Consider the following 14321-nt stretch of genomic DNA (forward strand, 5'->3'; position numbering starts at 1 on the left):
AGTCAAACCAGGCTCGGTCGGGTGACCTGATCGCACGGCGGGCGGCTGGTTTGACTCCGACACCTGGGGGTTGGTACCACTCCTCACCCTACAAAGTACTTTGTCAAATTGAAGTAGTACTAGGATCCCCCGCCGCCCGACGTATCGTTGGCTACCAGCTGGTCCTTCGGCCGCACCGGTGACATCCGTGCCGACAGCCGCTGTAGCGGCTGCTGCAGGCGCTGGTCGTAGATTGCCGCATAACTCAGCACCCGCTCGGTGTAGCGCCGGGTCTCTTGGAAGGGGATCAACTCCACCCAGATGTCGGCGGGCAGGGTGGTGTCCGGCAGCCAGCTCAGCACATTGCGCGGGCCGGCGTTGTAGGCTGCCGTGGCCAGCACCTGATGCTCCCCCAGGCGCCGGTAGACATGGCTGAGATAGGCGGTACCCAGGGCGATGTTCACCTCCGGCCGCAGCAATTGACCCAGACCGGGCTTTTTCAGTTTCTCCTTGCGGGCGATAAAGCGTGCGGTCGCCGGCATCAGCTGCATCAGTCCGCGGGCTCCGGCGGGTGACTGGGCATCGCTGGAGAAGGCGCTCTCCTGCCGGATCACGGCAAAGATCCAGGAGTTGTTCAGATCGGCTGCCACGGATGTTTCCGTCACCAGGGTCTGATGCTCCAGGGGAAAGCGCAGCTCCAGGTCGTCCCAGTAACCGGTGCGGGCCAGGGTGAAGATCGCCTGGTCGTGCCAGCCCCAGGACTGGGCCAGTTTGGCGACCCGCTGCAGGTCGAGAGGTTTCATGTTGCGCACACTGGCATACCACTCGCGCCGGGCATCGAGGAAGCGGCCCAGCTGAAACAGCTCGCGGGCCCGCAACAGCGCCGGCCGCTGTGCCAGCCGAATGATGGCGGACGGCTGCAGCTCCAGCGGGGTCGGGTCGTAGCGGTAGGGCTGGCCCAGGCGATCCGCGGCAAGGAAACCGTGATAGCTGCGCTCCTTGGCCAACGCGGCAAAGCGGACATCGGCCTCGGCGGTACTGGCGGTTTCCGCCAATGCCCGTGCCTGCCAGTAGCGCCAGCGGTCGGAGTTCCTGAGTTCGTCGGGCAGTTCGCCAATCCAGCTCAGCAGTTGCGGCCAGGCACGTCGTTTCAGGGCGTAGCGGAGACGCGTTTCACGCAGCTGATTGTCATCTGCCGATGGGGTGAAGGCGCGCAGTCGGGTCAGGCTGTCGGGATGGTCGTCGCGTATCATCCCCAGCAACAGCGCGCGTTGGCCGCTGTAGCGATCCGCTGCGCTGAAGGGGATCTGCTCCTGCAATCGCGGCCAGATCCGGATGGCACTGTCGATGTCCCGGCCGACCAGGCGCTTGAATCCGTCCAGCAGGATAAGGTTGCGGGCGGGGCTTTCCGCCAGTTGGGGAACGGCCGTGGCGAGTTGTTGCGGATCCCGCTGCAGTTCCCGCCAGGTCCGCAGCCAGGCCTGCTGTTGCGGGCTGAGGTAGCGCTGCAGATAGCGGCTGAACCGCCCTTCCGAGGCCCGCATGGCGAGTTCGAGCCGCTGCCAGGCCAGCGCCGGGGTGAGCTTGCCGGCATCGATCCAGGTCTGCAGAATCCGGTCACAGGCCTCCGGCCGGGAACGGGGCGAGAGCCAGATCGCTTTCGCCTGATCCAGTGCCTGTTGCCGCTTGCCGGTCTCCAGCAGGGCGGTCAGGTAGTGGCACTGGTGGATCGTTCCCAGCCCGGGCTGGAAGAAGGCCAGGTAGGTCCACCACTGCTTCCGCCCGGCCAGCTCCTTGAGCCAGAGGCTGCGCATGCGCGGGGCCAGCGGGGTGTCGGCATAACGGGTGATGAACGCCTCCACCCGGGGACTGTCGAGGCTGGAGAGTTGCTGTTGCAGCGCCTGATACTCCAGGTAGGGGAACAGCGGGTAGGTCCGCAGGGTGGAGCGGATCGCGGCGTACTGCTGCAGATCCCCCGCCGCGAGCAGGCGTTCCGCGGCAAGGAACCCGCTACGCTGCCGCTCCAGTTCCGGGGCTGACAGCTCCGGGGCCGAAAGGCACAGGGTCGGCAGCAGGGCGAACAGCCACGCCAGGCGACGGATGAGACTGGTGTTAGGTGACCGCGCCACTTCCTTGTGACTCAATGGCTCGTGACTCCATGGCTTGCGTTTTCGGGGGCATGGGGAAAGCTTAGGAGGGGGCGGCGCCAGGCGCAAGAGGGAAAACCCTCTGAATTGCACGGACGCAGCGGATTGCCCGGTAGCCGCTATTCCGGGATGATAGAACAATGACCACCGCATCCGTAAATAGCTCCGCATGGCCCGACAGCCGGCAACTGCAGCATCTCCTGATCGAGATCGCCGAGGCCGAGGTACTCTCGCGCTATCGCAATCCGGACGTCTCCCGCAAGAGCGACGGCACCCTGGTGACCGATGCCGATCTGGCGGTACAGAATCGACTGGTCGAACAGCTGGCCGTCAGTTGGCCGGAGATCCCGCTGATGGGGGAGGAGATGACGCCGCAGCAGCAGCAGGCGCTGGCGGCGCGGGACCGCTACTGGTGCGTGGATCCGCTGGACGGCACCACCAACTACTCCGCGGGGCTGCCCTATTTTGCCCTCTCCCTGGCCCTGGTGGTGGAGGGACGGGCGGTGCTGGGGATCGTTTACGATCCGCTGCGCCACGAGTGCTACCGCGCCGAGCTGGGGCGGGGCGCCTGGCTCAATGATGAACCGTTGCGCCTGCATCAGGGCCCGGGCACCCTGAAAGAGTGCATCGCCATTGTCGATTTCAAGCGGCTCACGCCGGGGCTGGCGATCCAGCTGTCGAACCATCCGCCTTACCGTTCGCAGCGCTGTTTCGGCGCTATCGCGCTGGAGTGGTGCTGGCTGGCGGCAGGGCGTGCCCATCTCAATCTGCATGGCGGCCAAAAGCTGTGGGATTACGCCGCCGGTCGGCTGATCTTTGCCGAGGCGGGCGGTATCTTCAGCCAGGGGGCCAGGCAACAGGAACGCCTCGGACTGGCGGTACAACCGGCCCTGGGGGCGGTGGATGCACACCTGTTTGGCCTCTGGCGGGAGTGGCTGCGGCAGGCGGGGTTTCCGCTGGAAGCGGGCGGTTAATTCTACGTTGTCATATTCTGGTGCCGTGATGAAATAGACATGTTGCATGGTTTCCTGGAATGCACTGTTGGTGGAGTCCAGCATTGCACCCTGTAGGAGGCCCGCCCCCGGACCGATTTCGCGGCGAGGCGCCGCTCCACAGGTCGATTTTTGCAACGATCGGGTAGGACCAACCAGCAGCCGTATTTGAAGCAATAGAACAACTATCGACCCAGCCGTTGCGCACGGCGGAAGTCGGAATCAACCGGAGGTAAAACATGAGCAGTAATGATCAACAACTGGATATGGAGCTGGGCAGCGGCGTAGCCGCCTTTGAGTCGAAGCATTTCGCCAGTGCCGCCAAGTTGCTGTCCGGCCTGGCCGAAGACGGCAATCCCGAGGCCCAGTACCGGATGGCCATCATGGCCCAGAACGGGCTGGGTATGGTGGTCAATCAGCTGATGGCCTTCAAGTATATGAAGGCGGCGGCCGAGAGTGGTCTGGCACTGGCCCAGCATGGCCTGGGTTTCATGTACATGGAGGGCGAGTGCGTGGAGAAGAATGGCGCCAAGGCGGTGGAGTGGTTCAAACGCGCGGCCGAGCAGGGGCTGGTCGGCTCCCAGACCACCCTGGCGATGATGTATGAAACGGGCGAAGGGGTGGCGCAGGACCCGCAAGAGGCCCGGCGCTGGTACCACGCCGCCGGTTTCGACGAGAAATAGCCAGCGCGGCCCGCGGCGTCCGGCCGTCAGACCGGCGCCGCGACCCGAAATTCGCCCTGGGATCCCCTCGGGGATTGACTCAGCCGCGCGTGCGGCGCTGGCGTACCGCCTCGGCCAGGGTACGCAGCAGCGGCTCGGTGTCCTCCCAGCTGATGCAGGCGTCGGTGATGCTCTGGCCGTAGACCAGTTCCTCGTCCGGGCGCCAGTCCTGGCGTCCGGCCTCCAGGAAGCTCTCGATCATGACGCCGTTGATGCGCCGGTCGCCGCGGGCGATCTGGCCGGCTACGTCGTGTCCCACATCGATCTGTTTCTGGTGCCGCTTGCGCGAGTTGGCGTGGCTGAAATCGATCATTACGCGTGGCTTGAAGCCGGACTGTTCCATCTCCTCGGCGGCGATATTGATGCTTTCGGTGTCGTAATTGGGACGGGCGCCGCCGCGCAGGATCACATGGCAATCCTCGTTGCCCCGGGTGGTGAAGATGGCGGAGTGGCGCTCCTTGGTCACCGACAGGAAACAGTGCGGCTGGGAGGCGGCGCGGATCGCGTCGAGGGCGATGCGCAGGGTGCCGTTGGTGCCGTTCTTGAAACCAACCGGACAGGAGAGACCGGAGGCCAGCTCCCGGTGTCCCTGGCTCTCGGTGGTGCGGGCGCCGATGGCGCCCCAGCTCACCAGGTCGGCGATGTACTGGGGGCTGATCAGGTCGAGGAACTCGGTCCCGGCGGGTAGCCCTAGACTGTTGATATCCAGCAGCAGCTGGCGGGCCAGTTTCAGCCCCTTGTTGATATGGAAGGTACCGTCGAGGTCCGGATCGTTGATCAGCCCCTTCCAACCGACGGTAGTGCGGGGCTTCTCGAAATAGACCCGCATCACGATCAGCAGGTCGTCCGCCAGTTCCTCGCGTAGCTTGTTCAGCCGGGCCGCGTAGTCGCGGGCCGCCGCCGGGTCATGCACCGAGCAGGGGCCGACGATGGCCAGCAGCCGGTCGTCCTCGTCGTGGAGGATGCGGTGGATCTGCCGGCGCGCGTTGAACACCGTGTCGGCAATCGCATCGGTAACGGGGAATTCGGCCAGCAGTTCAGCCGGGGCTACCAGCTCCTTGATGGCTTCGATGCGAAGGTCGTCGGTTTCGTGGCGCATGATTTCTACTCTTGTCAAAAAATGGTAAGCGCTCAATTGTATAGTGTATTTCCCTCTGGAAACAGCTGTCCCCGGGACATCGCCCGGCAACTTGGCTATGCTGTCTGAACAACTCATCGACTGAACGAGGCGGCTCATGGCGGGATTGACACTGGTGATCGGCAATCAGAACTACTCCTCCTGGTCCCTGCGGCCCTGGTTTTTCCTCGCCCATCACGGCATCCCCTTCCAGACCAGGAAGGTCAGGCTGTTCACCGACAGCATGGAGCGGGACCTGGCGATGCACTTCTCCGACAACAAGGTGCCGGTGCTGATCGATGACGACCTGGAGGTATGGGATTCGCTGGCGATCCTGGAGTATCTGGCGGAGCGCTTCCCCGAGGCCCGGGGCTGGCCGCATGAGCCGTCGGCCCGGGCGGTGGCCCGTTCGGTGTGCGCCGAGATGCACTCCAGCTTCTTCGCCCTGCGCGACGAGTTGCCGATGAACTGCCGGCGGCGCTTTCCCGGGTTCCAACCGGGTCCGGAGGCGCAGCGGGATATCGACCGGGTATTCGGACTGTGGAACTTCTGCCGCGAGCGTTACGGTAGTGCCGGACCCTGGCTGTTCGGCCGTTTTGGTGTCGCCGACTGCATGTACGCGCCGGTGGTGATGCGGCTGTTGAGCTACGAGATCCCGCTGGACCCGGTCTCCACGCTGTATGCCCGTGCGCTGTACGACGACCCGGCGATGCGGCGCTGGGTGAAGGACGCCGCCGAAGAGGAGGCGGTGATCGAGGAGGACGAGGCGGACTGGCCGAGCGTGCCGTTCTGAGCGGAGAGGTCGGCCCCGGGTAACTCCAGGATATCCATCAGTAATCACCGGTATTTAGGTGGCCGCGCGCCTGCTATATTGCTGGTACTCTGTCAGGGTGATATTGACGTATTCAGTTGGCCTGTCCGCGTTCCTGGCAAGGCGCGGCTCGCAGCTAATGGCCCGGTCCTTTGCAAGAGCCGCAACACGGCCAGGGGCGCGGACAGGCCAACCCGAAGGGCGCCCCTGTGGTGTCCCGCCGCCGCGTTGCGTCGTTTGACAAGGACCGGGCCATTGCCTGCACGACGCGCCTTGCGGCAAAACACCACAGGGGCGCTGAACTAGTCAATATCACCCTGACAGAGTACTGATATCAGGCAGCAGAGTTGGAAGTGGTCAGGTTGCAGATAGCGATTCACAGCAGCATGAGTGAAATCCCCGCCGGCGCGTGGAACGGGCTGGTGCGGGACAACAATCCGTTGCTTCGCCATGAGTTTCTCGACGCCATGGAGCGGCACGGCTGTGTCGGCGAACGCTTCGGCTGGTTGCCCCGGCACATTGCCGTCTATCGCGACGGTGTCCTGGTAGCCGCCATGCCGCTCTACGAAAAGTACAACTCCTACGGCGAGTTCGTGTTCGACAACGCCTGGGCCGACGCCTATCACCGGGCCGGACTGGCCTACTTCCCCAAACTGGTCTCGGCGGTCCCCTACACCCCCGCCTCGGGACAGCGCCTGCTGGCGTTGCCCGGCGAGGAGGCACAACTCTACCCGGTGCTGCTGGAGACGGCACTGCAGCTGGCCGAGCGCATTGGGGCCAGCAGTTTTCACTGCCTGTTCCCAAGCACGGATGGGTTTGAGTTCCTCGCCGGCAAGGGGCTGCTGACCCGGCACGATGTGCAGTTCCACTGGCACAACCACAACTACCGGGATTTCGACCAGTTTCTCGCCACCCTGGTGGCGAAGAAGCGCAAGAACATCCGCCAGGAGCGCAAGCGGGTGGTGGATGCCGGGGTCACCCTGCGGCGCTTGAACGGCCGCACCGCCAGCGACGCCGACTGGCGGCAGTTCACCCATTTCTACAACAAGACCTTCAGCGAGAAGTGGGGCACGGCCACTTTCAACTACGGCTTCTTCCGTGAGGTTGCCGACCGGTTGCCGGAGCGGGTGCTGCTGGTGCTGGCCGACCGGGCGGGGGAGTGCATCGCCGGTTCGCTGATGTATCAGAGTGACAGTACCCTCTATGGCCGCCATTGGGGGACTGACCGCCGGGTAGACGGACTCCATTTCGAGGCCTGCTACTACCAAGGTATCGAGCACTGCATCGAGCAGGGGCTGGGCTGTTTCGAACCGGGCGCCCAGGGGGAACACAAGCTCTCGCGGGGATTCGTCCCCACCCTGACCCGCTCCAGTCACTGGATCCGGGACGACGGGTTCCGCGAACCGATCGCCCGCTATACCGAACATGAACAGGCGGCAATCGCCAATTATCTGGAGCAGTTGCAGCCATCAATACCCTACCGTGAGGCGGTGCCGGGATGACCATGACCACCAAGCCCTATGCCGAATCCTGCGATCAGAACCGCGAGCCGATCCTGTCGGTGATCCGGCCGCTGTTCGACGATCGCCAGCGGGTCCTGGAGATCGGCAGCGGCACCGGTCAGCACGCCGTCTATTTTGCCGCCGCCCTGCCGCATCTCACCTGGTACACCAGTGACTGTGCCGAATATCATGCCGGCATCCGCCTCTGGCTGGAGGAGGCGGCACTGCCTAATGTGCGTGCCCCGCTGCCGCTGGATGTGGCCCGCTCGGAGTGGCCGGCGCTGGATGTGGACGCGGTGTTTTCCGCCAATACCGCGCATATCATGCACTGGCCCGAGGTGGAGGCGATGTTTGCCGGGGTCGGCCGGCTGCTCCAGACTGGAGGCCTGTTTGTCCTCTACGGACCATTCAACTACCAGGGACGCTTCACCAGCGACAGTAACGCCCGCTTCGACGGCTGGCTGAAGGGGCGGGATCCCGGGATGGGGGTGCGGGACTTCGAGGCGCTGGAGCGTCTGGCCGTCGCGGCCGGCATGGCATTGCTGAACGATTACCCGATGCCGGCCAACAACCGCATCCTCTGCTGGCGGCGGCGGTAGGGCCGCGGGGGACGGGAGGTCAGGCCCTCTTCGCTTGACCGACGCGCCGTTTCGCCAGTACCCGGGTCTGTTCCACCCACTGCTCCCGTTCGATGCGGCCGGGGAAGTGCAGGTGGTTGTTCAGCCAGAGGATATTTTCCCGGTTCAGGCCGGCGATCTGGTCATAATGGAAGATGCCCAGATCGTTCAGGGTCTGCTCGATCTTCGGGCCTATGCCGCGTACCTTCTTGAGGTCGTCCGCCTGCCCTTTCGGCGCCGACTGGGGGACCGGCCGCCACTCGTCGGAGATCTCCCGCTTCGGTTTTTCATCGCCGGGCCGGGTTGCTTCGGTGGCCGATTCCAGGGCACGCAGCCGTCTCTTATAGTCATTCAGTTCCGAACGGAGCAGGGCCACCATGATGTGGTCGTCGCCCCGCCCGATGGTGTCGTCATCGCCTTTTTCATCGTCCTGAAAGGTGTGGGTGAAGCCGCGCAGCAGCCAGCCGACGATACCGCCCAGGCCGAACGCCAGCAGTATCCATATGAGAATCTGAAAAAAAAGGTAACCCATCGTTCTGCCCCTTGGCCTTGTCGGGCGGTGTTGCCGCCTGTCCCGATTCTACCCTATCCCGGCATCAACGTTCTTTGATGTTGGAGGACCAGGGGTCGCCGCTGGTCGGTTTGTCCGTGGGGGCATCTGTGGTGGACAGCATGGCGAACTCATCAATCACCCGGTTGACCCCGTCCAGCGCCTGCATCAACTGTACCGCCAGGGCGGCCTCCTGCTCCGAAGGCGCCTCGCCCCTTAGCCTCAGGTTGCGCCCCTTGGCCTCCACTCTTACCCAGGCCAGGTGCTTCTCCGACAAGACAGATTCCCCCCGCTGCGTCAGGTCCCGTTCAATCTTCCCGGAACCGTGATAGACGGCCAGCGCAAGTATCAGCGCGAACCCGACCACCCCCAGTAAAAGCGTTATACTTCTATTCATGCCACTGTTTTACCCCATGCGCCGGTGCTACGGATAGTGAACAGGCTCGCAATTTCATATCTACTCTGATTCACCGGTCCCGGCAATAGTCGGTTCTGCGAACTGCTCTATACTCAGACTGTTGATTATTCCCTATGCTGCCGCGATTTTACCGGGTGTATAACCCAGGCGGCGGGGATGACAGGGAGTTCCTTTGAATGCGCTGCACCATTCAGACACGCGACCACTCAGTTGTGGAAATGAGCCAATGTGATGACGGACGCTGAGTCGATGGCATCCGACCCCGTCTCGGCGGCGGAGAGGCGTATTTCCACCAGGTCGCTCTATCACGGGTCGCTCTATCACTGGTCGCTGATCGGTTTCCTGTTGGTGACCCTGCCGCTGGTGATGGCGCTGATTTCGGGACTGTTGTCGATGAGTAAGTATACGGAGCAGAGCCAGCAGGCGCTGTTCCAGACGGTCAGGGCCAATGAAGGCGGCCGCACGCTGCTGGAGCGCCTGGTCTCCATGGAGCGTAGCATCCGTCAATATCAGGTACTCAAGGACCCGGAGCTGCTGTCGGTCTATCGGCAGCATCACAATACCTTTATTTCGGTAGGCCAGGGATTGCGGTTCTATGATCTGGCGGATGAGCTGCGCGTCCCGCTGGAGGGGCTGGTGGCGGCCGAAGAGCAGTTGTATCAGCACATTCAGAGCCGACTCAATCGCAGTGAAGTCGAGCTGACGGAGGAGGATCTGCAGGGTTATGTGACCCTGACGCTGCAGGCGCGCGCGCTGTTGCAGACCGGCGGCAGGCAGGTGGGGGTCGAGGCGGAGGCGCTGGCCCGGGAGGCGGACCGGGTGCGCCGTGCCATGCTGTTGTGGGCGGCGCTGGCAGTGCCGCTGGCATTGATTCTGGGCCTGCTGTTCGTCTATCTGCTGACCCGTCCGATCCGGCGTATCGAACGGGTGATCAGCGAACTGGGAGCCGGGCGGTTTGACCGCCCCATCGTAATCCACGGGCCGCGTGATCTGGTAGACCTGGGGCGGCACCTGGACTGGATGCGCCAGCGGTTGATGGCGCTCGAAGGAGAAAAACAGCGGTTTATCCGCAATATTTCCCATGAACTGAAGACCCCGCTGGCCACCCTGCGCGAGGGTGCCGACCTGCTGGCGGATCAGGTGGTGGGCGAACTGAACCAGGAGCAGCGGGAAATAGTCCAGTTGATGACCATCAGCGCGCTGCAGCTGAATGGCCTGGTGGAAAACCTGCTGGAGTATCAGCGCCTGGCCAACCGGGACACCCTGGCGGAATCGAGTGAGTTCGATCTGGCGCTGCTGCTCAGGAAGGTACTGGCGGACTACCGTCTGCTGGTCAGGAGCAAGCGCTTGGTGATAATGGATGAATTGGTCCCCCTCTCCATACAGGGCGACCGGGAGGCGATCAGGATGATGTTGGGTAATCTGTTGAGCAATGCAATCAAGTTTTCCCCGGATGGCGGGCGGATCCGCCTCTCCCTGTCGGTGCAGCAGGGTTTCGCCTGCCTGCTGATAGAAGATCAGGGCGAAGGGATATCCGCGGAAGATCAGCCCTTTGTATTCCAGGAGTTTTATCAGGGAAAAGGCAGCAGCCGTTCCGGTGTCAAAGGTTCCGGGCTCGGCCTGGCGCTGGTGAATGACACCATCCAGCGGCATCACGGCAGGATCTCCCTGTTACCGGTGGCGGGTGAATACACCGGGGCCCGCATCAGGCTGGAGTTGCCGCGGGTCCAGGAGCAGCTGCCGGAGGTGACCCAATGAAGCGTATTCTATGGGTCTGTATACTGGTGCTGTTGTCCGGTTGCCAGCAGCCACTGAGCCGTGGCGATGACCGTTCGCAGGCGCCGCCTGTGGTGGCCCCGGCGGGAGAGGGGCTGCAGGGTCTGTTCGATTTCTCCTCCCGTTTCCAGGCCCATTCGACCCGGGACCAGCTGGCGCTCTGTGAGGAGTTGCGGCAGGCACTGGAGCCGCAGGGAGACATCTGGACCGGCTGGTACCTGGCCACCGCCATCACCCAGGTCGAAGGGTGCGGAGCACCTGAAGAGGCGATCGCCCTGATCAACCGGGTGCTGGGCCAACGCGACATCTCACCCGAAGAGGGCTGGCTGGCCTATTATCAGATCAACCTGTTACGGCGCCAGCAGCTGCAGCGGCAACAGCTGCAGGAGGCGATAGCGGAACAGCGCAAGCTTAAGGGCAGGATCGTGCAGCTGACCGAGTCCCGGCGCCTGCTGGAGAACCAGCTACGCGACCTGAAACGTATCGAGACCAGTATCAATAAGCGGCTTGATGAAAAAGAGTAATGCACAAAACGTCCGGTCACAGAATCAGCGGGTACTGCTGGTTGACGATGATCCGAGCCTGTTGCGGTTGCTCTCCCTGCGCCTGACGGCGATCGGGCTGTCGGTTGAGTCCGCGGACAGTGGCGAGCAGGCGGTCGCACTGGTATCCCGGTTCAAGCCTCACCTGGTAGTGACGGATCTGCGCATGGGGGAGATGGACGGTCTGGCCCTGTTCCGTTATCTGCAGCAGCAGTATCCGCTGTTGCCGGTGATCATACTCACCGCCCATGGCACCATCGCCGAGGCGGTGGCCGCCACCCGTCAGGGGGTGTTCGGCTTCATCACCAAGCCTTTCGACAGCAAGGAGCTGATTGCCCAGGTGGAGCAGGCTTTGCGCCTGGGCGGCTGCCCACAGGGTGATGCCGAAGGGGCGGAGGAAGAGGCTTGGCGGGCCGAGATCATCACCCGCAGCCAGGCCATGGAGCAGCTGTTGCTGGAGGTGCAGCGGGTTGCCCAGGGGGATGCCAGTCTGTTTATTCATGGTGAGAGCGGCACCGGCAAGGAGCTGATCGCCCGCGCCGTGCATCGTGTCAGCCCGCGCCAGGCGGCGCCCTTCGTGGCGGTCAACTGCAGCGCCATCCCCGGGGAGCTGCTGGAATCGGAACTGTTCGGGCATGTGCGGGGCGCCTTCAGTGGCGCCGTCTCGTCCCGCGATGGTCTGTTCCGCAGTGCCGATAGCGGCACCCTGTTTCTGGATGAGATCGGCGACATGCCGCCGATGTTCCAGGTGAAATTGCTGCGCGCCCTGCAGGAGCAGCGCATCCGCCCGGTGGGCGCGAATCAGGATATCCCGGTGGACGTGCGCATCATCTCGGCCAGCCATCATGACCTGGAGGCGTTGGTGGAGGAGGGTAAGTTTCGCCAGGACCTCTATTACCGGCTCAATGTGGTGACCCTGCGTCTGCCCTCCCTGAGTGAACGGCGCGAGGATATCCCGTTGCTGGCCAACCACTTTCTGACTCGCCTCAGTCCCCGTTACGCCAGCCGGGTCAAGGGGTTTTCAGCCGAGGCCCTGGATGCCCTGGTACAGTATGACTGGCCGGGCAATGTGCGCCAGCTACAGAATGTGGTGGAACAACTTACCGCGCTCTCCACCACCCCGATCATCACGGTGATGCAGGTGGAGAAGGCGCTCCGGGAGAAGGCGTCGCTGATGCCGGGCTTCCAGGAGGCGCGCGAGCAGTTTGAGCGGGATTACCTGGTGGAACTGCTGCAGCGGGTCAACGGCAATGTCAGCCAGGCGGCGCGGCTGGCCAAACGCAACCGCACCGAGTTCTACAAGCTGCTCAAGCGTCATCACCTGGAGCCGGCCCAGTTCAAGCCGGATTCACCGGCGGATTGATTCCGCGTTCAACTGACGAAACTTGAAGTCTGTCGCGAATGGCACTTACTTTAGGCGAATTGCAGGATTTTCGTCATTCCGGCGCAGGCCGGAATCCAGGAATACCGCCACCATTGAGCAGTCTGGATGCCTTCCTTAGGTCCGTAAACGGTGCATCCCTGCACCACTCCTCCGGTCTGCGCCGGGATGACGGTGGTTCTTGGCTTAAGTAAGTGCCATTTGAGTCTGTCGTCGTTTGGCAACAACGAGTCTGGTGGGATTTCAGGCACTTGGAACCGCAGCCATTTTTCCTGTTGCCGGCCGGCGACAGATTCCTGGGACAGCTCCCGTTATGTCTCCTCGATATATATCTAACTGATTGTTTTATATGCAAATATAAAACATGGCATCGTGTTTGCACTGTCTGGGATCAGCTGAGTGTATCCAGGAGCCTGTCGGGTAATTGTGCAGGAGATCGGCGCTAAGTCCGGCAGGCTCCTGACAGTCAGTCAAGCTAACAATCATTATTCGAACGGAGTTTCTATGACTAAGAAAATTATGACTGCCCTGTTTGCCGCCCTGGCCGCCGCTGCCGTGATTGCTGCCGAGAGCCAGACCGATGTTGCGCTGGATACCGATAACAACGGTTCCCTGAGCCAGGAAGAGGCGAAAGCCATACCGGGTCTGATCGAGCAGTGGGACGCGCTGGATGTCAATCGCGACGGCCAGCTCGATCCGGCGGAATTCGCCAGCTTCGTGGCGGTTGAGACCAAGGCCCCGGCTAACTGATCCATTCCGGATGCGCAGCACAGGGCAGTACTCCCTCCTGTGGTGACGGTTACGCCGTAAGCCGGACCCCGCTCGGGTAGCTCCCGTCGAGGTCCGGTTTTTTTTGTTCCTAGAGGTAACTACTCATGCGGTGATTGGCCTGCCTTGTCGGCCTCACGCGATGGCTTGTCTCCTCGAATTCGGCCCCTTTCTCAGCGCCTGCCCAAGCCGTTCCCGGCCATAAGATTACCAGGTGTCGGAGTCAAACCGACCCCGGTCGTGGAATCGGTCCTCCCGGGAGTGCACGGTTTGACTCCGACACCTACGCCAGAAGACAGATGGCAAATGGACTCTCGCCAAGGCGCCAAGCACGCCAAGAAAAACCAATTCCTTCCGTTGATCTTTACGTTCTTGGCGTCTTGGCGAGAATAATGATTTTTTACCGACCCCTCTCGAACGTCCGCTCACGGTGGCTCAGCGGGTAACCTCAGGTGTCGGAGTCAAGCCGGTAGGAAGCAAGCGTGCGACAAGCCCCCGGCCGCGCGCGGCTTGACTCCGACACCTACGCAACACATCCCGGTACGGTGGTTCAGCGGGTCAGGGATAGGAACAGCTCCGGCAGCTCTGGAACGCCGACACATCTCCCTCGACACCCTCTTGGTTTGACAGGCCGGTTACGGGTGGGCACAATTCCCCAATAAAAATAAGGGCTGAAGGGATAAATAGATGGACCTTGGCCCGCACAATAATCGGTGTTTGCAGGGAAATTGGCCAGGATCAGCAAAATTATAACTGCCGCCCGGACCTGGGCGGGTGCCAGCCGGGAGCGGAAGATAGACTCCGGTCGGTTGCTGAAGTCCTTGGGCGTGTTGCTCACGGTTCCCCTGTTGTATCTCGTCGGCTATCTGGGTGAGGGTGTTGAACACAACCCTGCCGATCTCCCGCAACCAGTCGAATTGCGCCTGCAAGGGGCGGGGCCGATCGGCTTATCCTTGACCAACCAACCAACCAACCAACCAACCAACCAACCAACCAACC

The 14321-nt window shown here is 62.6% G+C and carries 14 protein-coding genes; 10 read left to right on the plus strand and 4 right to left on the minus strand.

What is annotated here, in order from left to right; all coding sequences use genetic code 11:
* Positions 1-119: 119 nt before the first annotated feature.
* The gene (locus tag NPX02_RS04100) at positions 120-2123 is read right to left on the minus strand and encodes a transglycosylase SLT domain-containing protein (protein WP_260291998.1); all 2004 of its coding nucleotides are present in this window, start codon (positions 2121-2123) and stop codon (positions 120-122) included.
* A 143-nt stretch (positions 2124-2266) separates the two neighbouring features.
* On the opposite strand from NPX02_RS04100, the gene NPX02_RS04105 reads away from it, so the two are divergent.
* Together NPX02_RS04105 and NPX02_RS04110 are read left to right on the plus strand one after the other, a co-directional pair.
* Positions 2267-3100, plus strand: coding sequence for an inositol monophosphatase family protein (locus NPX02_RS04105; protein ID WP_260292001.1), 834 nt, complete (start codon positions 2267-2269; stop codon positions 3098-3100).
* Between the two features lie 257 nt (positions 3101-3357).
* Positions 3358-3801, plus strand: a complete 444-nt coding sequence (locus NPX02_RS04110; RefSeq protein WP_260292003.1) for a tetratricopeptide repeat protein — start codon at positions 3358-3360, stop codon at positions 3799-3801.
* 79 nt (positions 3802-3880) lie between these two features.
* Here the strand turns inward: NPX02_RS04110 and aroG are convergent, their stop codons facing one another.
* Positions 3881-4939, minus strand: coding sequence for a 3-deoxy-7-phosphoheptulonate synthase AroG (aroG, locus tag NPX02_RS04115; protein ID WP_260292004.1), 1059 nt, complete (start codon positions 4937-4939; stop codon positions 3881-3883).
* 136 nt (positions 4940-5075) lie between these two features.
* Here aroG and NPX02_RS04120 point away from each other — a divergent pair, with 136 nt between their 5' ends.
* The 3 genes from NPX02_RS04120 to NPX02_RS04130 all read left to right on the plus strand — a co-directional run bounded on the left by NPX02_RS04120 (position 5076) and on the right by NPX02_RS04130 (position 7869).
* Complete coding sequence (locus NPX02_RS04120; RefSeq protein ID WP_260292006.1) at positions 5076-5750, plus strand: glutathione S-transferase family protein; 675 nt, start codon at positions 5076-5078, stop codon at positions 5748-5750.
* A gap of 404 nt (positions 5751-6154) precedes the next feature.
* Positions 6155-7270 (plus strand): GNAT family N-acetyltransferase, encoded by a 1116-nt coding sequence (locus NPX02_RS04125; RefSeq protein WP_260292007.1) that lies wholly within the window; start codon positions 6155-6157, stop codon positions 7268-7270.
* Positions 7267-7869, plus strand: coding sequence for a DUF938 domain-containing protein (locus NPX02_RS04130; protein WP_335342508.1), 603 nt, complete (start codon positions 7267-7269; stop codon positions 7867-7869). Before NPX02_RS04125 ends, NPX02_RS04130 begins: the two co-directional genes overlap by 4 nt.
* 19 nt (positions 7870-7888) lie before the next feature.
* Here the strand turns inward: NPX02_RS04130 and NPX02_RS04135 are convergent, their stop codons facing one another.
* On the minus strand, positions 7889-8419 hold the full coding sequence (locus NPX02_RS04135; protein WP_260292009.1) for a hypothetical protein: 531 nt from the start codon (positions 8417-8419) through the stop codon (positions 7889-7891).
* A 64-nt stretch (positions 8420-8483) separates the two neighbouring features.
* Positions 8484-8834: a BON domain-containing protein gene (locus tag NPX02_RS04140; RefSeq protein ID WP_260292012.1), complete on the minus strand. Its 351-nt coding sequence runs from the start codon at positions 8832-8834 to the stop codon at positions 8484-8486.
* 252 nt (positions 8835-9086) lie between these two features.
* Between NPX02_RS04140 and NPX02_RS21320 the strand changes: the two genes are divergently transcribed.
* The 5 genes from NPX02_RS21320 to NPX02_RS04165 all read left to right on the plus strand — a co-directional run.
* On the plus strand, positions 9087-10613 hold the full coding sequence (locus NPX02_RS21320; protein ID WP_305792743.1) for a sensor histidine kinase: 1527 nt from the start codon (positions 9087-9089) through the stop codon (positions 10611-10613).
* Positions 10610-11155 (plus strand): hypothetical protein, encoded by a 546-nt coding sequence (locus NPX02_RS04150; RefSeq protein WP_260292016.1) that lies wholly within the window; start codon positions 10610-10612, stop codon positions 11153-11155. Before NPX02_RS21320 ends, NPX02_RS04150 begins: the two co-directional genes overlap by 4 nt.
* Complete coding sequence (locus tag NPX02_RS04155; protein WP_260292019.1) at positions 11142-12536, plus strand: sigma 54-interacting transcriptional regulator; 1395 nt, start codon at positions 11142-11144, stop codon at positions 12534-12536. The genes NPX02_RS04150 and NPX02_RS04155 overlap by 14 nt, the downstream gene beginning before the upstream one ends.
* A gap of 522 nt (positions 12537-13058) precedes the next feature.
* On the plus strand, positions 13059-13304 hold the full coding sequence (locus NPX02_RS04160; protein ID WP_260292020.1) for an EF-hand domain-containing protein: 246 nt from the start codon (positions 13059-13061) through the stop codon (positions 13302-13304).
* An 827-nt stretch (positions 13305-14131) separates the two neighbouring features.
* On the plus strand, positions 14132-14321 hold a 190-nt coding region (locus tag NPX02_RS04165; RefSeq protein WP_335342509.1), incomplete at its 3' end, for a hypothetical protein.

It is taken from the genome of Sedimenticola hydrogenitrophicus (assembly GCF_025175675.1).
GTDB classification, from domain to species: domain Bacteria; phylum Pseudomonadota; class Gammaproteobacteria; order Chromatiales; family Chromatiaceae; genus Sedimenticola; species Sedimenticola hydrogenitrophicus.